21 protein-coding genes, 1 rRNA gene, 2 pseudogenes and 1 riboswitch are annotated in these 21,434 nt (G+C 43.2%); of the genes and pseudogenes, 6 read left to right on the top strand and 18 right to left on the bottom strand.

The window, feature by feature from the left end; all coding sequences use genetic code 11:
* Positions 1–62: 62 nt before the first annotated feature.
* Positions 63–1,612: ribosomal RNA gene (locus OVA33_RS09620) — 16S ribosomal RNA — on the bottom strand.
* Positions 1,613–1,977: 365 nt separating this feature from the next.
* A riboswitch (TPP riboswitch) is annotated at positions 1,978–2,078 on the top strand.
* A 100-nt stretch (positions 2,079–2,178) separates the two neighbouring features.
* Here OVA33_RS09620 and thiT point away from each other — a divergent pair.
* On the top strand, positions 2,179–2,760 hold the full coding sequence (gene thiT, locus OVA33_RS09615; protein WP_007410163.1) for an energy-coupled thiamine transporter ThiT: 582 nt from the start codon (positions 2,179–2,181) through the stop codon (positions 2,758–2,760).
* Between the two features lie 30 nt (positions 2,761–2,790).
* On the opposite strand, the gene OVA33_RS09610 is transcribed toward thiT, so the two are convergent.
* Positions 2,791–4,320, bottom strand: a complete 1,530-nt coding sequence (locus tag OVA33_RS09610) for a flotillin lipid rafts scaffold protein FloT (protein WP_014418715.1) — start codon at positions 4,318–4,320, stop codon at positions 2,791–2,793.
* 19 nt (positions 4,321–4,339) lie between these two features.
* A complete protein-coding gene (locus OVA33_RS09605) occupies positions 4,340–4,870 on the bottom strand; it encodes an NfeD family protein (RefSeq protein WP_017419514.1) in 531 nt (176 codons plus the stop codon).
* Positions 4,871–5,016: 146 nt separating this feature from the next.
* On the opposite strand from OVA33_RS09605, the gene OVA33_RS09600 reads away from it, so the two are divergent.
* Positions 5,017–5,505, top strand: a complete 489-nt coding sequence (locus tag OVA33_RS09600) for a DinB family protein (protein ID WP_017419515.1) — start codon at positions 5,017–5,019, stop codon at positions 5,503–5,505.
* A 1-nt stretch (position 5,506) separates the two neighbouring features.
* On the opposite strand, the gene OVA33_RS09595 is transcribed toward OVA33_RS09600, so the two are convergent.
* The 3 genes from OVA33_RS09595 to betB form a co-directional block, all read right to left on the bottom strand.
* On the bottom strand, positions 5,507–6,088 hold the full coding sequence (locus OVA33_RS09595; protein WP_017419516.1) for an MOSC domain-containing protein: 582 nt from the start codon (positions 6,086–6,088) through the stop codon (positions 5,507–5,509).
* Positions 6,089–6,159: 71 nt separating this feature from the next.
* On the bottom strand, positions 6,160–7,368 hold the full coding sequence (gene gbsB / locus OVA33_RS09590) for a choline dehydrogenase (protein WP_014418719.1): 1,209 nt from the start codon (positions 7,366–7,368) through the stop codon (positions 6,160–6,162).
* Positions 7,369–7,385: 17 nt separating this feature from the next.
* Positions 7,386–8,858 (bottom strand): betaine-aldehyde dehydrogenase, encoded by a 1,473-nt coding sequence (gene betB / locus OVA33_RS09585; protein WP_017419517.1) that lies wholly within the window; start codon positions 8,856–8,858, stop codon positions 7,386–7,388.
* A 200-nt stretch (positions 8,859–9,058) separates the two neighbouring features.
* Between betB and cudC the strand changes: the two genes are divergently transcribed.
* From cudC to OVA33_RS09570, 3 genes are all read left to right on the top strand, one after another.
* Positions 9,059–9,613, top strand: a complete 555-nt coding sequence (gene cudC, locus OVA33_RS09580; protein ID WP_014418721.1) for a transcriptional regulator GbsR — start codon at positions 9,059–9,061, stop codon at positions 9,611–9,613.
* Positions 9,614–9,773: 160 nt separating this feature from the next.
* A complete protein-coding gene (bslA, locus tag OVA33_RS09575; protein ID WP_025650408.1) occupies positions 9,774–10,310 on the top strand; it encodes a biofilm surface layer hydrophobin BslA in 537 nt (178 codons plus the stop codon).
* A gap of 166 nt (positions 10,311–10,476) precedes the next feature.
* Positions 10,477–11,145 (top strand): potassium uptake protein KtrA, encoded by a 669-nt coding sequence (locus OVA33_RS09570; protein WP_014418723.1) that lies wholly within the window; start codon positions 10,477–10,479, stop codon positions 11,143–11,145.
* A gap of 34 nt (positions 11,146–11,179) precedes the next feature.
* Here the strand turns inward: OVA33_RS09570 and OVA33_RS09565 are convergent, their stop codons facing one another.
* Positions 11,180–12,025: a glucosaminidase domain-containing protein gene (locus tag OVA33_RS09565; protein ID WP_014418724.1), complete on the bottom strand. Its 846-nt coding sequence runs from the start codon at positions 12,023–12,025 to the stop codon at positions 11,180–11,182.
* 141 nt (positions 12,026–12,166) lie between these two features.
* The gene (hmpA, locus tag OVA33_RS09560; RefSeq protein ID WP_025650409.1) at positions 12,167–13,342 is read right to left on the bottom strand and encodes an NO-inducible flavohemoprotein; all 1,176 of its coding nucleotides are present in this window, start codon (positions 13,340–13,342) and stop codon (positions 12,167–12,169) included.
* A gap of 218 nt (positions 13,343–13,560) precedes the next feature.
* On the opposite strand from hmpA, the gene OVA33_RS09555 reads away from it, so the two are divergent.
* The gene (locus tag OVA33_RS09555; protein WP_017419520.1) at positions 13,561–14,202 is read left to right on the top strand and encodes a cupin domain-containing protein; all 642 of its coding nucleotides are present in this window, start codon (positions 13,561–13,563) and stop codon (positions 14,200–14,202) included.
* Between the two features lie 66 nt (positions 14,203–14,268).
* Here the strand turns inward: OVA33_RS09555 and OVA33_RS09550 are convergent, their stop codons facing one another.
* From OVA33_RS09550 to OVA33_RS09510, 10 genes and pseudogenes are all read right to left on the bottom strand, one after another.
* Positions 14,269–14,589, bottom strand: coding sequence for a hypothetical protein (locus OVA33_RS09550; protein ID WP_014418727.1), 321 nt, complete (start codon positions 14,587–14,589; stop codon positions 14,269–14,271).
* Positions 14,590–15,916: 1,327 nt separating this feature from the next.
* A complete protein-coding gene (locus OVA33_RS09545) occupies positions 15,917–17,047 on the bottom strand; it encodes a response regulator aspartate phosphatase (protein WP_063637108.1) in 1,131 nt (376 codons plus the stop codon).
* Positions 17,048–17,196: 149 nt separating this feature from the next.
* Positions 17,197–17,577 (bottom strand): hypothetical protein, encoded by a 381-nt coding sequence (locus OVA33_RS09540; protein ID WP_017419390.1) that lies wholly within the window; start codon positions 17,575–17,577, stop codon positions 17,197–17,199.
* Positions 17,578–18,210 (bottom strand): VanZ family protein, encoded by a 633-nt coding sequence (locus OVA33_RS09535; RefSeq protein ID WP_017419391.1) that lies wholly within the window; start codon positions 18,208–18,210, stop codon positions 17,578–17,580.
* Between the two features lie 192 nt (positions 18,211–18,402).
* Complete coding sequence (locus tag OVA33_RS09530) at positions 18,403–18,822, bottom strand: hypothetical protein (RefSeq protein ID WP_017419392.1); 420 nt, start codon at positions 18,820–18,822, stop codon at positions 18,403–18,405.
* A gap of 107 nt (positions 18,823–18,929) precedes the next feature.
* Positions 18,930–19,010, bottom strand: a pseudogene (locus tag OVA33_RS20675) (peptidoglycan-binding domain-containing protein); the annotation flags it as partial.
* Positions 19,011–19,121: 111 nt separating this feature from the next.
* The gene (locus OVA33_RS09525) at positions 19,122–19,523 is read right to left on the bottom strand and encodes a DUF1878 family protein (protein WP_017419394.1); all 402 of its coding nucleotides are present in this window, start codon (positions 19,521–19,523) and stop codon (positions 19,122–19,124) included.
* Positions 19,524–19,541: 18 nt separating this feature from the next.
* A complete protein-coding gene (locus OVA33_RS09520; protein ID WP_224443207.1) occupies positions 19,542–20,000 on the bottom strand; it encodes a hypothetical protein in 459 nt (152 codons plus the stop codon).
* Positions 20,001–20,331: 331 nt separating this feature from the next.
* Positions 20,332–20,656: pseudogene (locus tag OVA33_RS09515) on the bottom strand (peptidoglycan-binding domain-containing protein); the annotation flags it as partial.
* A gap of 225 nt (positions 20,657–20,881) precedes the next feature.
* A complete protein-coding gene (locus OVA33_RS09510) occupies positions 20,882–21,430 on the bottom strand; it encodes a tyrosine-type recombinase/integrase (protein WP_017419396.1) in 549 nt (182 codons plus the stop codon).
* Positions 21,431–21,434 lie beyond the last annotated feature (4 nt).

Raw genomic sequence — 21,434 nt, 5'->3', positions numbered from 1 at the left:
AACAAGACAGGGAACGTTCTGTTTATAAGACCCAAGGTCTTATATTCCGTTAAAATCCTTAGAAAGGAGGTGATCCAGCCGCACCTTCCGATACGGCTACCTTGTTACGACTTCACCCCAATCATCTGTCCCACCTTCGGCGGCTGGCTCCAAAAAGGTTACCTCACCGACTTCGGGTGTTACAAACTCTCGTGGTGTGACGGGCGGTGTGTACAAGGCCCGGGAACGTATTCACCGCGGCATGCTGATCCGCGATTACTAGCGATTCCAGCTTCACGCAGTCGAGTTGCAGACTGCGATCCGAACTGAGAACAGATTTGTGGGATTGGCTTAACCTCGCGGTTTCGCTGCCCTTTGTTCTGTCCATTGTAGCACGTGTGTAGCCCAGGTCATAAGGGGCATGATGATTTGACGTCATCCCCACCTTCCTCCGGTTTGTCACCGGCAGTCACCTTAGAGTGCCCAACTGAATGCTGGCAACTAAGATCAAGGGTTGCGCTCGTTGCGGGACTTAACCCAACATCTCACGACACGAGCTGACGACAACCATGCACCACCTGTCACTCTGCCCCCGAAGGGGACGTCCTATCTCTAGGATTGTCAGAGGATGTCAAGACCTGGTAAGGTTCTTCGCGTTGCTTCGAATTAAACCACATGCTCCACCGCTTGTGCGGGCCCCCGTCAATTCCTTTGAGTTTCAGTCTTGCGACCGTACTCCCCAGGCGGAGTGCTTAATGCGTTAGCTGCAGCACTAAGGGGCGGAAACCCCCTAACACTTAGCACTCATCGTTTACGGCGTGGACTACCAGGGTATCTAATCCTGTTCGCTCCCCACGCTTTCGCTCCTCAGCGTCAGTTACAGACCAGAGAGTCGCCTTCGCCACTGGTGTTCCTCCACATCTCTACGCATTTCACCGCTACACGTGGAATTCCACTCTCCTCTTCTGCACTCAAGTTCCCCAGTTTCCAATGACCCTCCCCGGTTGAGCCGGGGGCTTTCACATCAGACTTAAGAAACCGCCTGCGAGCCCTTTACGCCCAATAATTCCGGACAACGCTTGCCACCTACGTATTACCGCGGCTGCTGGCACGTAGTTAGCCGTGGCTTTCTGGTTAGGTACCGTCAAGGTGCCGCCCTATTTGAACGGCACTTGTTCTTCCCTAACAACAGAGCTTTACGATCCGAAAACCTTCATCACTCACGCGGCGTTGCTCCGTCAGACTTTCGTCCATTGCGGAAGATTCCCTACTGCTGCCTCCCGTAGGAGTCTGGGCCGTGTCTCAGTCCCAGTGTGGCCGATCACCCTCTCAGGTCGGCTACGCATCGTTGCCTTGGTGAGCCGTTACCTCACCAACTAGCTAATGCGCCGCGGGTCCATCTGTAAGTGGTAGCCGAAGCCACCTTTTATGTCTGAACCATGCGGTTCAAACAACCATCCGGTATTAGCCCCGGTTTCCCGGAGTTATCCCAGTCTTACAGGCAGGTTACCCACGTGTTACTCACCCGTCCGCCGCTAACATCAGGGAGCAAGCTCCCATCTGTCCGCTCGACTTGCATGTATTAGGCACGCCGCCAGCGTTCGTCCTGAGCCAGGATCAAACTCTCCGATAAAGTGTTTGACTGACTACGCACATCGCTGTGCGATTTATTTAAAACTTTGAATTAACAGGTACGTTTTATCTTGTTTAGTTTTCAAAGATCATTACCGCTTGTTGAAGCAGCTTTATTATCTTACCACTCAGCTCCTTTTATGTCAACAACTTTTTTTAAGTTGTTTCCGAAGCTTTTCGTTGTTGTCTGCTGTTCATCAGCGACGTTTAATAATATAACACCCTTTTGAAAATATGACAATAGTTTTTTTAAAAAAATCATTAATTATTTTCTTTCATACTTATTTCAGTTTCTCTTCTATAGAAAGATAAGCTGTCTTGTGGTTTGGCATATTTTCTTGTATAGTAAGATTGAACTAAATACTTGATGACCACAAGGGGAGCATTAAAGCTGAGAGTGAACGTTTTGTTCTGACCCTTTGAACCTGTTAGTTAACGCTGGCGTAGGGATGTGGCAAAGCCAAATGATTTGCAGTTTATGTAAGCAGCGCGCGGACCTTTTCCCACCCTTCCCCGCGCTGCTTTTTTGTTTATCCTTGATACGGTTGTCTGACCAGGGGGAAAACTATGAATCATTCAACACAGCTTGTGCGCTTAATTGAAATAGCGATTATGACCGGGGCGGCTGTCATTCTTGACATTGTCTCAGGTATGTTTCTCCGGATGCCCCAAGGCGGTTCGGTCTCTATTATGATGATTCCGATTTTTTTGATTTCATTCCGCTGGGGAGTGAAGGCCGGGCTTACGACAGGCTTTTTAACAGGGATTGTCCAGATCGCCATCGGCAATTTATTTTTGCAGCACCCGGTGCAGCTATTTCTTGATTACATCGCGGCATTTGCAGTCCTCGGTTTCAGCGGCTTGTTTGCTTCCGGTGTACGAGAATCGGCATTGAATAAAAAAAGAGGCGCTTTAACGATGTATGTTATAGGCGGTGTTTTCATCGGCAGTGTGCTGCGTTATGCGGCACATGTGGTCTCCGGAGCTGTCTTTTTCGGAAGCTATGCTCCGAAAGGCACGCCGGTATGGATTTATTCGTCCGTCTATAACGCGACTTATATGATTCCTTCTTTTATCCTTTCGGCCATTGTCCTTATCTTATTATTCATGACTGCGCCGCGGCTTCTTGAAGCTAAGCGGACGAACTGAAACAGCAGGCGGTTTACGCCTGCTGTTTTTTTATTCCGGGCTGTGCCGTTCGTTTGAATCACTCAGTTCTTTTGTAAGTTCATTTATACTTTGTTTTATGTTTCCTTTGCCTGAAAAATTCTCAATAAGCTCTTTTACATTGATTCCGGAAGATGCTTTTAAGCTTTCCTGAAGACCGGCCATTAAATTGGTTGCGTAGCCTGTGACTTTATTGGCCCCGCCGTTTTCACCGCTTCCTCCCGTATCAACGACGGTTATTTTATCAATGTTGGAAAGAGGCGCTGAGACTTGCTTCGCATATTCAGGCAGCATTTTCACAATCATATCAAGGATTGCAGCCTGCCCGTATTTTTCGAATGCTTCGGCGATTTTTTCTTTAGCTTCCGCTTCTGCGAGACCTTTCAGGCGGATGACTTCCGCTTCGGTTTCTCCTCTCGCCTTTTCAGCCTCCGCTTTAGCAAGACCGTCAATTCTCACGCGTTCCGCTTCCGCCTTGGCCATCGCTTCGATGCTGTACTGCTCGGCATCCGCTTCGGCGAGCTGCTTCGCTTTTGCGGCTTCGGCCGCTTGTTCCACCGAGTAACGGTCAGCATCGGCTTTTTTCTTCACTTCAGAGTCATATTGGCGCTCACGGCGCAGGATTTCTTTTTCTTCCAATTCAATCTGCTTTTGCCGCTCAATAATTTTAATTTGCATTTCCTGCTCTGTCACCTGCTGGCGGGCTTTTGCTGTTTCAAGATCATATGCCTGATCGGCATTGGCTTTTGCTGTATCCTGCTCTCTTCTGTATTCCGCCATTTTCAGCTGATTGATTTTTTCCGCTTCAGCTATTTCCGTCGCCCGCTCCAGCTCTGATTTTTTTGCGTCTTTATCAGCGGCCGCGCGTTTAATCCTCGTCTCTTTATCCGCTTCTGCCGTGGCAATGTCCGCATCCCGCTTGACTTGGGCGATTCTCGGCTTACCTAATGATTCAAGATAGCCGTTTTTATCGCGGACGTCTTTAATCGTAAAAGAAACGATCATCAGCCCCATTTTAGCAAGATCCTGAGACGCGACCCGCTGGACTTCCTGAGAAAACTTTTCCCTGTTTTTATAAATCTCTTCAACGGTCATGGAGCCGAGGATGGAGCGCAGATGGCCCTCCAGCACCTCCCGCGCCTCCTGCTCACGGTCTTCCTTAGATTTCCCCAAAAATTGTTCAGCTGCTGTTGCGATTTCACCGATGGAGCCTCCGATTTTAATAATGGCGGTTCCGTCGGCCATTACCGGCACGCCTTGTTCTGTATAGACTTCAGGTGTAGAGACATCAAGTTTGCTTGACAGTAAACTGAGAGGTTCTGCCTGCTGGAATACCGGGAGCACAAAAGTTCCCCCGCCCCGGACGATTTTCAGACGATTTCCGCCTTCATCAATGTGGACGTTCTTATTTCCCAAATAACTTCCGGTCACGATAAGGGCTTCGTCCGGCCCCGCCGTCCGGTACTTCGTAATAAATACAGCAATAAGTGCGATGAGTAAAAAGAATACGATTCCGATAACGATGATAATCGGCATAGTCATAACAGTTCCCCCTTAGATATCAGATTGGTTCATGCGGCGTCACAAAAAGCACTCCGTCTTTCACGTCAATCACTAATACGGCCGTTCCGTACTTGATCTGTTCTTGATCAAAGCTGACGGCTGATTTAGAAATGGCGCCCCCTATTCCCTCTATGATCACTTCTCCATAGCCGTCTTTCGGGACGGAAGTAATGACCCTGCCGACTCTGCCCTTTAAATCCGTCTCCCGATATGCGAGCGATTCTTCCGCTGATGAAAGCGGGACAAGGACGAAGAAGTGAAGCAGGCTGACCAAAAGAACCGAAAGAACAAATGAAAGCAACGCAATGACAGGACTTGATAGCGGAGCGGCGATTTCGCCGATATAACCTGAGGCTGAAAAGATTGTTAAAAAAGACAGAATCAATGCAGGGTTTAAAAATGAAACAGGAATGGCTTCCGAGAGGCCGTGAAACACATCTTGAAAAAACAGAATCAAAAGCGTGAGACTTCCCGAAATAATCAATGTGTAAAGATAGACCGTTTCAAGCGGCAGATGAAATATGTTCATCTTCTATCCTCCTTTCGGCCGAGGTGTCGGAGTGTTACTTTATATACGGATGTAAAGGTAAATGGTTTCAATTTTCTGATAAGGAAGGCTGATTACATGATTATCCAATCCGGATATGATATGTTTACTCTAAAGGAGGAGATAGGATGAGCATTTTTAATGAAGCCAGACAGCAGACCTGGGAAGAACTGAAAGGACTCTCTGATGAGGAATTCAACCGAAAGCCCGCGGCTGATGAGTGGAGCGTGCGGGAAGTCCTTGACCATTTAAAGAAAATTGACGAAACAGCGCAGACCCTTTTATCAAAGCAGGCAAAAGACGCACCGTTTAAAAAAATCGAAGAAAAACCGATGGAGTTTATAGAGGACAGAACAAATAAACGGCCGGCGCCGTCACACCTCGAACCTGAGCAAAACCGAATATCAGTCATTGAAGCAAAACAAGAATTAGATACGGCAAGACAGCAGCTGACCGCAGTTATTTCATCATTAAACGAGGAAGACTTAGAACGTGTGCTTCCCCATCCTGTTTTTCAAGAACTGACGATCCGCCAGTGGATTGATTTTATCGGCCATCATGAAAAGCGTCACATCAATCAAATAGAAGAAATCAAACAAAAAATCGAAAAGGTCTGAGTCAGACCTTTTCGATTTTTTTCTTGGCGCGTTTCGGTTCATAAGAATGGATGGTGACCGCATCGCCCGTGCATATATCACCCGGGCGTTCAACAATACAGACAATTCCTCTTCTGCCCATCGCGTGCCTCACAAACGCCGCGGCGAGTTTTGGCTGATCCGGATAAAAGGATTGAATGACTTCTCCCGGCTGAATGCACGGATCATTTTCTCCCTCGCACAACAGAGACGCACCGCTTGGAAATATTATTCTGCTTCCTTCTTTAAGCGGCGTCAGTGCAGAAAAACCGCTGATTGCGATGTTAGCGCCGAGCCATTCGGGAAAGATATGAGAAATCCCCATCTTCTCCGCAATGTCATCACATTCCTCCATGGACACGATTGAAATTTGTCTACGGTTAAAAATTTCTGTTCCTCTTTCATACATCGGCTCACGCGCGCCGGCCTTTTTTGTCAGTCCGAAATGCAGGTCACCGGGAAACCCGCCGTATTCCGCACGAAGCTTGTCCATCTTTTTGGTAACAAATTGTTCGGTATCCGCTATATATACGCCTTCCGTCTTTGCTGTTATGCGTTTCCACATCAGCCACCACCGCCTTTTTCTTGACATTATCCTTAAAAAACCCCGCTCTGTAAAGGAGCGGGGTTCATTTATTATACCGTTTTCGGCGTTAAGTCAAAGCAGCGTTTGTAAATCCAGTTGTATGCTTTCTCATTCAAATCTCTTGGATTTCCGAAAGTTTGCGGATCTTTCATGGCTTCTTTTGATAAACGTTCAATCATGTCCGGAGACACACCTTGTTCTTCTAAACTCGGCACCTCTAAATCTTTTACAAGATCATACATCCAGTTGACGGACGCTTTTGCCGCTTCATCGGTTGTCATGTTGCTTGTATCGATTCCGAATGCTTTGGCGATGCGGGCGAATTTTTCCGGATAGCCTTTCCAGTTGTATTCCATTACCGGCCCCATCATAGCTGCGACGCATTGTCCGTGAGCGACAGGGATGATGCCGCCGAGCGTCTGGCTCATCGCATGCGCCGCGCCTGCTGATTCACTGCCGTATGAAAGGCCGGCAAGCATCGCCGCCTGCGCCATGCCGTATCTTGCTTCCAAATCCTCCCCGTCCGCAAACGCGCGCTTAATATAATGCGCCGCATATTCAATGGCCATTAAAGCGACGGCATCAGTGATCGGCTGCGCGAATTTCATCGTATAGCACTCGATGGCGTGCGCAAGTGCGTCAATACCTGTCATGGCCGTCACATGCGGAGGCATGGACGTGTGCAGCTCAGGGTCAATGACCGTTAAATGCGCGGCGATAAGCGGTCCGCCCGTATTGAATTTAAATTCTCTTTCTTCATCTGTAATGACCGCCCATTGTGTAACCTCTGAACCTGTTCCCGCAGTCGTCGGGATCGTTGTCAGCGGAGGAATACGGTTTTCCAGCGGCTTTTTGCCTTCCGCGGCTTCATAATCAAGCACGCTTCCTTCGTGTGTCGCTTCTACCCCGATCGCTTTCGCTGTATCCATGGAGCTTCCGCCGCCGACAGCCACAAGGCCGTTGCAGTTTTCTTTTTTATACAGTTCTGATCCTTCGTTTACAAGACGTACAGGCGGGTTCGGCTCCACTTTGTTAAACAGGACGACTTCGATGCCCGCTTCCTGTAAAGATTCAATGACCGGGTTTGCCACTCCCGCGTTATAAATTCCCGGGTCTGTTACGAGCAGCGCTTTTGTGACGCCAAGCGCTCTGACTTCACTTCCCGCGTGCTGAATCGCGCCGATTCCGTGTTTAATGACTGTCGGGATTTCGAATGTATGGAATTTATGCATGCTTTCTACTTTCATATTTAATGTCATATTGTATCTCCTCCTCGTTATGCTTGAAACCAGTTCACAGCCGCAGGTTTCGTGTTGCGGTAAATATGTTTGATTTCCGTGTATTCTTCCAGACCGATTTTGCCGAGTTCGCGGCCGAAGCCCGATTGTTTGTACCCGCCCCATGGCGCTTGCGCGAAATACGGGTGGAAATCATTGATCCATACCGTTCCCATCCGCAGTTTGGCGGCTACGCGTTCGCATTTTTCAATATCCTTTGACCATACCGCTCCGGCCAGCCCGTAAATGGTATCGTTGGCAAGTCTGATCACTTCTTCTTCAGAAGAAAATGACTCAACTGTTAAAACGGGGCCGAAGATCTCCTCTTGGACTATCCGCATATCAGACTTGCAGTTTGAGAAAATAGTAGGTTCATAGAAGAAACCGTTTTGAAGGGCGGGATCATCAGGACGTTTGCCGCCTGTTTCCAGTTTTGCCCCTTCTTCGATGCCGATTTCTACGTATTTTTCGACTTTGGCCCGATGCTCGGCGGAAATCAGCGGACCGCTTTCCGTATCTTCATGAAAACCGTTTCCTAATTTGATGCGTTTCGTACGCTTGATCAGCTCGGCTAAAAATTCATCATGAATGGCTTCGTCCACCAAAAGACGTGACCCTGCCGAACAAACTTGGCCGGCATGGAAAAACACGGCGTTCAGCGCTTGATCTGCAGCTGTTTCGAGATCTGCATCTCGAAACACGATATTCGGATTTTTGCCGCCAAGCTCCAGGGCAATCTTTTTCACGTTGCCGCTTGCCGCCTGCATGATTTTTTTGCCTGTTTCAATTCCGCCCGTAAAAGAGACCAAATCGACGTCGAGGTTTCTCGCCAGCTCATCGCCGACAGAAGCGCCCGGCCCCAGCACGAGATTGGCGACCCCTTTCGGAATACCGGCTTCTTCTATTAATTGAAAGACTTTAATGGTTGTCAGCGGAGTAATCTCGCTCGGCTTTAAAACGATCGTGTTTCCGGCCGCAAGAGCGGGAGCGATTTTCCAGCTCGCCTGAAGGAGCGGATAGTTCCACGGCGTAATTTGTCCGCATACGCCAATGGGCTCTCTGACGATTTTACTTACGGAATCGGGAATCGGAGATGAAATGACCTCGCCTCCGTCTTTATCCGCCAAACCGGCATAATATTGAAATACATTTGCGATATCATCCATATCGGCTTTACTTTCTTCAATCGTTTTTCCTGTATCGAGCGATTCCAGCTCAGCTAATTCGTTCAGATCGCGTCTGATTAATTCCGCAATTTTCAGAACAAATTGGCCGCGCTCGAGCCCGGAAAGCACCGGCCACTCCCCTTCATCAAATGCTTTTCTGGCTGCGGCGATGGCTTTCACCGCATCGTTCCGGTCTCCTTCGCATACCGTTGCAATTTCTTCTTGATTAAATGGATTAATGATACGGCGGGTCTGTTTTTTTTCTGCACTGATCCATTCGCCGCCGATATAAAGCGTTTTGCTCATAAGAGTCCTCCTTACCGAAAAGTAAGTTTGTTAAATAAAAATTTAATGTTTTTAACAATATTAATTTAACACATGTTTTTTTGCCTGTCAAAACCCGATCAGTCCGTTTAGATTTTGACATTTTGTCATGATTCGTTAAGATTAAGAACATAAAGAAATGACTTAACAAATTTAAACTTCAAGAGGAAAAGAGGGACAATATGGATGAGAATCCAGAATTCGCAGCTATAGAACAAGCCAGGGATCTTGTCATTGATTCCATTGCAGAGACGATGGATCTTTACGGAATCACACGGAGTGTCGGGATTTTATACGGAACAATGTATATGAGGGATGAAATGACGCTTGACGAAATGCGTGAGGAACTGCAGATGAGCAAACCGAGTATGAGCACAGGCGTCAAAAAGCTGCAGGATTTAAATGTGGTCAAAAAAACCTTTCACCGCGGCACACGGAAGCATACGTTTGTAGCGGAAAAAGATTTCTTTACGTTTTTCACGAATTTCTTCCCGCCGAAATGGGATCGTGAAGTTCAGGTGAATTTGTCCGCCATCGTACAGGCCCAGGCGGATTTGCAGTCCGTTTTGCTGGCCGAGGAAGGCAACGCGGAATTACAGGAAGAAGCGCGGCAGTTATATGATCAGCTTGAAAGTTCGAAAGCTTATTATGATTGGCTGAAGCGGCTCGCCGACTCGGTTCAGAGCGGGGAGATTTTTAAATTTATTCCGATAGAAACGGACGAAAAAAACGCCTGAATCAAAATCAGGCGTTTTTTTGTCGTGATTTGATTATTTTTGAGAAAATATAGGAATATAACCCCATTTACTTCCATTAAAATTGATGGTAAATTTTTATAGGTATGGTCGTTCTTTTTTAAGAACAATCAGCAAATTTTTTTTAGGGGGATTTATGAAAATGAAACACAAGTTTTTCTCAACTGTCATGGCAAGTTTATTCGGCCTGGTTTTGCTTCTTTCTCTGCCGACAGCGTCATTCGCCGCTGAGTCAGGCTCAACCGTTCACGAGCCGGAAATGTCCACGAAAGCGACTGCTACCTTATTTGCAAAATATACAGGTGCCAGCCAGCAGGAATGGTCATTTTCTGATATCGAATTGACGTACCGTCCGAACACGATCCTGAGCTTAGGCGTTATGGAATTTACCCTTCCTAGCGGATTTGCGGCTACAACAAAAGATACAGTCAACGGACACGCTTTGCGTGAAAGACAAATTCTGAATAACGGCAAAACAGTCAGACTTCCGTTAAACATTGATTTGCTCGGCGCAGCGGAATTTAAGCTTTCTCTTAATAATAAAACATTGCCTGCTGCAGGTACATATAAGTTCCGTGCAGAAAATAAATCATTAAGCATCGGCTCTAAATTCTATGCTGAGGACACAATTGTTGTTCAAAAACGCAGCACACCGCCGACACAGCCTTGCGACTGCTAATAATTGCGAAAAAAGACCGGCACAAGCCCCTCGCTTGTCATCCGGTCTTTTTTTTGTGCTGTTTTCTTTCTTCCGGCCCTCGCATTGACAAACCCTTGAAACAGGAGTACATTCTTGTTTGTTGTATTTGGAGTGACGAAAACAGTTTCTTAAGGAGTTATGAGGATTGGGAAAAATCAAAAATAAACAATTTGCCGTCATCGGACTCGGCCGTTTCGGCGGAAGCATCTGTAAAGAGCTTTTTAAAATGGGGCATGAGGTGCTTGCGGTCGATATCAGCGAAGAGCGGGTCAACGCATACTCCTCTTATGCCACGCATGCTGTGCGGGCAAATTCAACGGAAGAAAGCGAGCTTCAGTCGCTCGGCATCAGAAATTTTGAATATGTCATCGTAGCAATCGGCGCCAACATTCAGGCAAGTACGCTGACGACGCTGTTATTGAAGGAGCTGAACATCCCTAATATTTGGGTGAAAGCGCAAAACTATTATCATCACAAAGTGCTTGAAAAGATCGGTGCTGATCGTATTATCCATCCCGAAAAGGATATGGGCGTGCGGATTGCGCAAAGCCTTTCGGATGAAAACGTCTTAAATTATATTGATTTGTCAGATGAATACAGCATCGTGGAGCTTTCAGCCACGAAAAAGCTGCATTTAAAATCCATTCTTGATCTCGGCGTCCGGGCCAGATTCGGCTGCACCATTCTTGCCGTGAAACATAACGGAGACATTCAGCTGTCCCCTTCTCCGGAGACTGTCATTCATGAATGTGACTGCCTTGTGCTGATGGGGCATAAACGTGATATTAAAAGGTTTGAAACTGAAGGGATGTAAAAAAAGCCGGCGGGCTGCCGGCTTTTTTTGATGCTTATGTTTCTTCACTTAACTGGACGGCGGTTTGGTCAACCCAGCCGATCAGCTCATCTTTCACTTGAATTTGGTACCAGACGGATTCTCCGTTTTGTTTTTCAGATACGACTTTAATATGCTGGCCGGTAAACTTTTGCGCCGATGCCAGTTTTATAGAATGCCGCTCTTTTGACGGCTTCGACCACACGTCTTCAATGGCGTGGTCTTTGATGGCGCCTTTCATATCAACTGCTTTAAGAGAGGCATTGATTTTGTCATATTCATTCAGGTTATAGGTTTCTATGACATCTTTAATTTTTTCAGCATAGCCGGGGTCTGTGGCGTAGCCGGATTTTTGAAGGGCAGCCGCCGCTGTTTTATAATTGTCCGCTTCAATGACGGGCTTGTACTTCTTTTTATTCCAAGACGTTCCGTTGACAAATAATTTTGCATGGTCATCCATTGATTCAAAAAACGTGCTGTATTTACGGAATTTTGCCCGAATCGTTTTTCGTTTTCCTTTTTCAAATTCATCCGTTTTCATCGTGACGTGTTTTCCTTTATAATCACCTTTTACACCGAACAGGTTGCGCGCTTTCCCCGCAAGCTCACTGTTCCCCCAGTCCGATTCGAGAATGGCCTGTGCGAGGGTGATGCTCGGAAGGACATGATATTTCTCATATAAAATTTGAGCATGCCCGGAAAGGCTGTCAATAAAGACCTGCTGCTCGTCCACCTCTTCAGGCGGTTTTTCTTCCGTCACTATGAATTTCGAAAACACCATTGATACCAGAAATAATCCGAATATAAGAGATACAGCAAAAAGGCACCCAAGCACCCTTTTGGTCTTTGCTTTCTTTTTCATATCAACCTTCCTTTAATTCCGGAATCACTAGATTTATAATTTTACTGGTCATTGATGAAAATTTCAATTAAATAGGGAAAAAGACGGAGAAAGAACACATTGTGCAAATAAAAAAGACTCCTCTTTGAGGAGTCTTTTTTGTTATGCCATGCTCAGCTGAGGGCCGAACAATTCATATTGAACGGAATCAGAGTCAAACCCGAGGGCAAGAACCATGTCTTTCATTTGTGTCATAAACTGCGCTGATCCGCACAAGTAAAATTCAGCATCTTGATTCAGATGAAGCTGCTCCAGGAAGGTTTGATCAATCCTGCCGCTGTAAAAAGGCTTGTCTCCTGAGCGGTCTTGTTCTGCCGGTTCACTGTATACATAAATGACGTTAATATTCGGATGATTCTCCGCAGCTTGTTCAGCCTCTTTGCGGAACGCGGCGTACTCTCCGTTTTTCGCGGCATGAATAAAAGTAACGGAACGCTCCGGCTGTTTTTCGGCGGCTGTTTTCAGCATGCTCATCATCGGCGTGATTCCGGAGCCGGCACTGATAAGAACAACCGGTTTTTCGGAAGAAGACAGCTTGAAATCCCCGGCGGGTGCGCTGACTTCAAGTTTATCTCCCTCTTGAACTTCATTGTGGAGATGAGAAGAAACCGCTCCGTCCTTTTTCACAGAAATCCGATATGCCCCTTTTTGAGAAGCATCAGACAGGCTGTACTGGCGAATGTGCGTATAAGGAGAATCCGCAATCCGCACTTTAATGCTGATATATTGTCCCGCTTCAAATCCAGGAAGCGAAGAGCCGTCACTCGGTTTGATATAAAATGATGTAATATCTTTGCTTTCTTTCGTTTTCTGTATAACCGTAAATTCTTTATACCCCTGCCATCCGGCTTCATTGTACATGTCTTTTTCAATGCCGATGAAAGCCTCCGCAATAACACCGTAAGCTTTTTCCCATGCCTGCATAATCTCAGGAGTTGCGGCATCCTGCAGCACATCCTTAATTGCCAGAAGCAGGTACTTTCCGACAATCGGATAATGTTCCGGTTTTACACCGATGCTTGTGTGTTTATGGCCGATCTGTCTGACCGCCGGAATGATTTGTTCTAATTGATCAATATTCGCCGCAGCCGCAATGACTGCATTTGCCAATGCTGCGCGCTGAGTCTGTTTCTTTTGGTTCGTTTGGTTAAACATATTTAACAGTTCGGGATGATCTTGAAACATCAGGTTATAAAAGCGTCCGGTGATGTTTTCTCCATGTGTTTTCAATACGGGTACTGTGCTTTTGATGATGTCTATTGTTCTCTCATCCAGCATGTTAATCCTCAACCCTTCTAAAGATGTATTTTCAATATATCTTTATAGTAAGAGATATTTCGAATAAAAGATATATTGAAAATGAATCTTTAAAAAAGTCGTCACAATATTGTGTTGGATTTGGAATTTATGGATTTCACCTCCTTTTTTTATCACCCGGTGAAACAGGGACACATATATTTGGGAATATACGTTTAAAGATGAAAGCGGGGGAGTGCATGGTTTCCGATATCGATTACACGTCTCCGAATACACAATTCACTTATGATGTGAATAAGAGCCGTTTTTTTACGAAAGATGCTCGAAACTTTATCAATGTATTGGGGATTAAACAGTTAAACACGCTTGAAAATATTTCATTATTAGATATCTTTCTGAGCAAAACAAATGTGATTGAACCGCATACCCATCAAAACGCCGCTGAATTGGTGTACTGTATTTCGGGTTCCGCGGTGGTGTCGATGCTGAATCCGTTCACCCAGAAAATACGGAATTATCCGATCTCTCCAGGACAAGTGGCGAATGTTCCGCAGGGGTGGTGGCATTATGAAGTCGCCACTTCAGACAAAACCCACCTTTTGGCCATATTTGACGCCCCTTCGCCTGAAGTGATATACGGCTCGGATATTCTCCGTCTGACGCCGCCTGAGATCATGGCGCATACGTACTGTCTGAATGAGCATGAGTGGGAAAAAGCCGTTTCACCGATCCGGCAATCAACTGTGATAGGTCCCGATAAATACTGCGGACAGACTGAAAACACGGGTATTCTTGATATGAATAAGCCTTATCAGCCAAATACGCATTATCCGAATGATCCGTATCGGCATTATGATACGCCGTTATATTGGGGATATTAAACGGAGAGCCGGAGCGGCATTCAGCTCGACAGAAAGAGCCCCTCATTGGAGAGGGGCTCTTGATCATTACGGTCCGGTTCCGCAGCTTACTTTGTACTCGCCTTCGGACGATTTTTTTGAATAACATACGTGCGGCGTCTGTCCGGTTTCATCTTTCCAATTGAACCAATTTACATAATAAAGGTTCCCGGCCTCTCCGCCGTCTTCTTCTTTTTGAAGAATCGCAAAGTAGCTTTGATACGGATATCCTTTTTTATAAATGTCATGCCTGATGGCTCCTTTTTCTGAAGCAGACGTGAAGATGACGGGAGAAAGAGCCGGAAGCGCTGTCAAAAAAAGCGCCAGTGCCGCTGACAGAGATAATATAAGATAGATTTTCTTTTTCATTTTCTCTCTTTCCTTTATTTTGAGTTATTTGAAATGAAGCAGAACACAGAGGCTGCCGCAGAAGATGAAAAAACAAAAAAACCCTTATTTATAGAATAAGGGTTTAAAGGTATGGAGCCAAGGGGGCTCGAACCCCTGACCTCTACGCTGCCAGTCTGGAGATGAGTTTCTGATACAAACAGACGTTTTATTTTGAAACCTTATTTTATAAGGTTTGCTGACCAGCCTTTCTGATAAAAAATCTTCTGTTTTGGCTAAAAATGAACAAGTTGGTCCCTAATTCGTCCCCATCTGTCCCCAAATAGGATTATAAATTAAAGTTAATTTTCCACTAGACCTGCCATCAAAACGCCCATCACAATCAATAATAATAGTAAAAGTAAACAAAGTGCTAGGATAACAAAAGAAATATACTTAGCAATTCCTTTAGGTGATTTGATTGCTAGAATACTCCCCACGACAATTCCTAGGATTCCAAGTGCCCAATGAATATGAGGCAGAAAGTACAATGTGAATAAAAGGATGATAAGCGACACTATTCCAAAATACTTTATCATTTCTCTCCTTTCTATTTTCCCTCCATTAAATTTGAAAATTGAGCTTATCAATTCTTATATATTTTTAAGATCTAAAAATATAGAGTGCCATATTTTTTTAATATTAGCATAGATTTATCGTTCGAGCTTTATGACGACGGATACATACGCGCGGTTATCTGCGCAGTTCATTACGGGACCACATACGGAAGGAAACTCGTGTCGAGAACTTAAAGGTGGATACATTATTGTATTTGATTCTCTTTTATCCGTTGAGACTTATGAAGTGGGAGATGATCAAATGACTGATTTTGAACGAAAAGTGTACCGGATTATCTTTAACATGATCCAATGATGAATTGAAGAGAAAAACCGGCAAGGATGAACGCGCTAACCGGGAAGCAGTGAAGAACCTCATGAAGCAGCGTATGCTGGAATGGGATAAGAATAAAAACAAGTGGATGTTTTGAAACAATATAATGAAGAAACTAAAAAAGCCTTTTCCGTAGAAAAGGCGTAAGTCGTTCAAGTTTGAAAACGATCTGAAGCTACTTTGATTGTATCTTGTGCTTGTTTTTCTACTGAGTTCATACCCAACCCACATACTAAAGTCAATGACAGACCCAGGACGATGAAGATGCTCTTTTTAAAATTCATACTGGCACTCTCCTTCTTAGGTTTGATTACGATCAGACGAAACTTGATATGATCCATCAAATGAAACAGCCGATGTTGCTAGACCGACCCCTGACATTAAAACGACAGCCGACACAATGATAAATACGCCTTTTCTAAAATTCATACAGGCATTCTCCCCTCTGAATTTGTTTTTGCGTTTGAATCATTTTTTGATGATAAAAATAAGATTTGTCATATTGCTTTGACTCTGCATAAACAGCAGCCGTATCAAGAGCAATATCTTCTACATACGAATAGTTTTTATTTTTCTCAAGGTAATCAATTGTTTTTTTGATTCCCATTTGGTCTATTGCATTAATATATAAAGCCTCCAAATATTTTTGCAGAGATTCAAACAGCTTATCTCCTTGAAATATCGCTGATGAAAGTCCCTTTTTGCTGATTTGAATCGCCTCGCTTGTTTTCCCTTGTTTAAATAGAAGCTTTGCGTATGTAAACAAGGAATGCGGAAGGTTACCCAATTTATACTTCTCAGATATCTCCGCTGCTTTTTTTAAGTAGATTTCAGCTTTATTGTATTCTTCTAAGTCTCCGTAATTCTTTCCTATGTTGTAATAAGCAGAACTGAGCAGCCTTTCATTATTGTTTACTTGTTTCGACAACTCTAAAGCTTTTTCTAAATGCGGCAAGCTTTTTTCATAACGTTTAAAGTCTACATAATTCCCTGATATGACAAATAGACATTGAATTTTCCGGACCTTATACAACTCATACTGATCGTAAATATCGAGCGCTTGCTTTACGTGATGCATGGAGACGTGGCTTTGTTTCATACCGTAATATGCTTCAGCCAGTTTAAAATGAAACTCCGCTCTCTCAATTTCATCATGCACATGAACGAGTTGTTTTTCAGCCTCTTTATAAAAGCCGATCGCCTTTACATACTGCTTTTGATCAAATTCATACATGCCGCGGAAAAATAAAGAATAATAGAACAGCAGGCCGGAAATTCCTTTATTTGATGCTTCAATTTTTTCCAGCAGCTCGTCAATTGTCGGTCTCACGCGGGTAGTCACCGGTTCTAAATAATCCAGCATAAGCTGATGGCGGAATTTCATGAGGGTGTAGTAAATCAGTAGATACTCGTCTTCTTCCATCTCATTTATTTCTTGTTCCACTTCCGCTTTCAAAATCTCCGCATCCGGAACACTGAACTGACGTATCATTTTGTACCATTCATTAATCTTAACGCCAACCTCCGATGATGGTAAAAGAGAACTCACAAGGCCACTCCTCCTTTTATATAATATTCTAACATTTCCATAATATGTTTAAACGAAAAAAAACCGCAATGCGGTTGTGCCCTCATTGTGTCAAAGGAATTAGGTAAGTGGAATCCACTTACCTAATTCCTTTCACTAGCCTATTCTTATTACTTGTCTAATAATAATCCATAACCAACAACATATTTTCCATCATCAGCCTTCCTAAATCTTAACTGAAATTTTCCATCAGCGTTCTTTACAGTGAATTTTTTTGTAACTTCCTTACTCCCTGAGATAGTTACGGTACTCTGTAAAACCCCTACTCCCAATGTATTAGCCCTATATAAATCAACGCTAAATTTGCCTCCCACTGTAGGATTTATCTTCAGAGTTCTCGAATGAGTTCCACGTGAAAAACTAATTAAATCTGAATTCAGTTTGTATTTAAAATCATAATGAAAAGTATAGGAACCTACAGCAAATGCCACAGTTGGCACTGTAAGAGCACCTAAAAGAACTAATGAATAAAAGGCTTTTTTGAGTTTCATTTACAAATCCCTCCACAAATTTAATAGTTTCAAATTTTCATTGCTCGGTTTGTCGATGCTTTTAATAATAATAATCAAGAATGGACTGATTAATCTAAAAAACAAATAACCCAATAATACGCCCACTGTATTAAGGATGATGTCATCAAAAACAAAGCTACGATAAGTAACCCCTAAAATAGTGGAAATACATAATTGAGTTAATTCAATCCCACCTGAAACTGCAAAACCTAAAGTTACTACGGATTTAGCTTTGTTAAAACGCCTCCAAAGAATTGGAGCATAGAATCCTAAGGGAAATAATAAAAGTATATTACCCCCAATTTGTTTAAGGAGGGCATTTACAAGATGATTCGGATTTGCCATAACAACCTTATAAATGTCTGAGAAAGGAATAAAGCTATTTTGTTGTGCAGTGTTTGACTCTATCATCATCTGAATGTAACGTTTGCTGATTGGAATAGGAAGTAAGGTTTCACTTATGACAAGGACACAATATATAAAAAAAGTAAGGTACACAATTTGTTGAACAACAGAGGTTTTTCGTTTTCTGTATCGTAGAAACATCACAACTGAATAAATAATCAACAAAGGTACCAATTGTGGCCAAGTAAATATCAATATATCCCCCAATGTATTTCACCTCCTTCTCACCTCTATATAGAAAGTTCCATACAAATAAGGAAATACCTTAAATCGAATACAAATTTTGTATAAATAAATAAAAAATTATGGGGATTTGTGGTTTGAAAAAATGAGGACATTTGATAATTGACTTTATGTCGAGAAGTCAAACAGGGCATTTTTTCATGTGCCCTGTTCTATTTAATTTTGTCGTGTAGAGTTGTTATGCTTTAGATCAAGGAATGTAACCGCTGAATTTCTGTCTTTTGATTGAGCACCCAGAAGGAAGGGATCTACTCTCAAAGTCAATGTATCGGTTCCAGAAATCTTACCTTTTTTACCCGGAAGTTTTGAATGAGGAATGATTATAAACTTAATTATATACCTGCCTTCTTTGTCTTCGGATAATTTAACGCCTCCTTTAGTGGTAACAGAGAGTGTCTCATCCTTATAGAATTTACGGATATTGTCTAATATATCTTTACAGAAAAGTTCTTGCATAAAAACATCAAATACATCCTGAGACACTTTTGAGTTCATTGTGTATTCTGGTTTAGCAGCAGCTACCGTAATAGAGCTTAACGAAAAACATAAAATCATCATCATGATTATTTTTTTCATAATATCATCTCCTTGTACCTTAACGTTTACATTTTTTTATTCCTTTATACAACTTAAGCATTGCAAACTATAAAGAGCCCTCTCCTCTAAAAAAGAGGGCTTTTTAATTAGTGAAGTAAAGACTCCAATTTCGCTTTCGTTTTCGTTCCGTAAATGCCGTCAGCAGGCAGGCCATACATGGACTTAAAAAACAAAAAACCCTTCTCGTCATAAGAAGGACTTTCATTCATCATACGGCCGATACTTTTATCGTTTAAATGCAAAATCCCCCCGCATTTGCGGAGGGACAAAAATTCTCATTAATTATCTTGCAGTAAAAATTCACAAACATTTGGCTTAATATGCTGTCTTTGAAGACTCATTAATAAATATTTGGTTTCAATTTCAGAAGAAAAGATTTTATCCTTATAACTCTCAAATTCTTTTCTTGTTGGTTTTTCGTTTTTAAAGACTTCTTCAACCGCAATGCCAAACGCATCAAACTTCTTACCCGCAGAGTTTTTTCTTAAATTGAGAGACTCTTTTTCGCCATTAAGACGATTAGAAAAGATGCTTAAAATCTCTACAGTTGCTTCGACTTGCTTCTCATTTAAGTTGTGATCTAAAGCAAACATAAAAAATGGATAATCATCACCATTTATAATTGTTTTTAATAAATAATTTTGGTACTTGAGAAGCTCTACTTCTTTTTCTAAACTCATGGAGTCACTCCTTTATCGTCATCCAATAACTTGCATAATCGCCCATGCAATAGTACGAGCAGCTGATTGCGGCAGCTCCAAATCAAAAATCATAAAATCAACCAACTTTTTCTCAATGTCACTGGAAACTTTGTCAAGGAAATCAGCCAGCTCTTTGGAATACTTTTTAACATAACTTGCATTTTTCTTGCTTAACAGACTTAGTAAATCCCCTGCAAAATCACCGCCGTATCTAAGAGCAAGAACAAGCGCATCTTTCTTCCATCCCTGTGCAGAAAATTCACCGCTTGTATTTCCAACTGATTTGCTTTTAGACTCAGCAATAGTCTGCAACTCAGTTTTTTGAACTTGGGCATACGTTAATAATTCATTACCTTTATTAGAACTTCTTTCTGCCGCAAAAGAGGTTAGTGGGGAAGCTGAAAGCATTATTGTAAAGGCTAAGCAACCAGCAAGAACTTTTTTCTTTAGCATCATTTTCTCCTATTAGTAGATGCATCTACAAGTGTTATTTGGCCCAAACAAATTATAACATTAAAATTTTACTTAAAATACATATTTTTCATAAGATACATTAAATAGTATTTTTGTCATTGTATTACCCGAGTAAAAATAAGTAAGTACTCTCTTTAATTTATGCGATTCATTACAATACTAATACAAAAACTGGTAGCATTTATTTTGAGTCCACAACGTTGGGTTTAGGTGAAAATAAGTGAATTATAAGAAAATCACTTCCCTTATTCGTTTGGAAATCAATTGTTTATCAAAAAGGTTCGCCCTATTAAACAAAGACAGAACTCTATTTTCACTTTAATAGTGCTTCCAGTTCAGCTTTTGTTTTAGGTCCATATACTCCGTCAGCAGTCAGGCCGTACATGGACTGGAACCGTTTTACCGCGTTTGCTGTTTTCGCGCCATATGCGCCATTAATCCCGAAATTCTTTGCGGTCTTATCGGGCTAATAATGAAGAGCCGCCAGCGCTGTCTGAATCTGTTTTACGGCCTTCCCCTCGGGTCAATGGGCTTGTGACTTTAAAAATACCCGCAGGCAGGCTGAATTTTGATTTTTGAGTAGTTTTAGGCTTTGAGGCTGTTGCCTTCTTTTTTCCGCCGCTTTTCAGCTCGTTATCTTACAAACGGTAGTTTGTGGCTTGGCGATACGACAACCAGAGCATCTGACACAGCAGAATTCACAATCAGAAAAATTCAAATAAGAGAAGGAGACGTCCGGAGAGAATTTGCTCTAAGCCCATATGATACTCAGCTGATTGATGGCTCTGTTACATCTTCCATAATTCAAGATGCAACCATAACAAGTGCGAAAGTAGCTGAAGTGGCAATCGGGACAGCGGCTATCAGGTCAACGCAACATAATCTCTAAATTCAACGAAAGATCGCTGATCCATCGCATTAAGAATCGCCCGCATTTCGTCAGGTGAAAGGATATTTATAGGGCTCTCCGGGTTCGTTATTAACGTAACCTCTTCGAATGGGTTATCGTCCGCATATGCCTCTTTAATCGCGAAACGAAAGAAAGTCCGTATGGTCTTAATATAGTCGTTAACTGACCGCGGGGATAACCCCTGCGTCTTATGCTCGTCCAATTTGAAATTATGCCCGTCGAACTTTATTTTATCGTTGATCAGCCACGATACGAACCCGCGCGCAAAGTCAACGTCAATATGACGTATGTCCGCAGACACTCCGATCTCTTCAGCATAATCCGACAAATACCGACAAGCACGCATGTACTTATCGATCGTTTCCTGAACGACATTCTCAGCGCGTTTGGCATCGCACAGTCTATCGAATATGTATTCGAGATCGTACGTACCTTTTCGCGTTGTCTTTACCGAGGCCCTTCCGGCCTTTACACGCTTACCTTTTCGATTTTCTGAATGCATAAAA

The organism is Bacillus sp. KICET-1, from assembly GCF_027721405.1.
GTDB lineage: Bacteria > Bacillota > Bacilli > Bacillales > Bacillaceae > Bacillus > Bacillus velezensis.
Note: the sequence above shows the minus strand (reverse complement) of the source record. Positions and strands in the feature narration are given on the sequence as shown.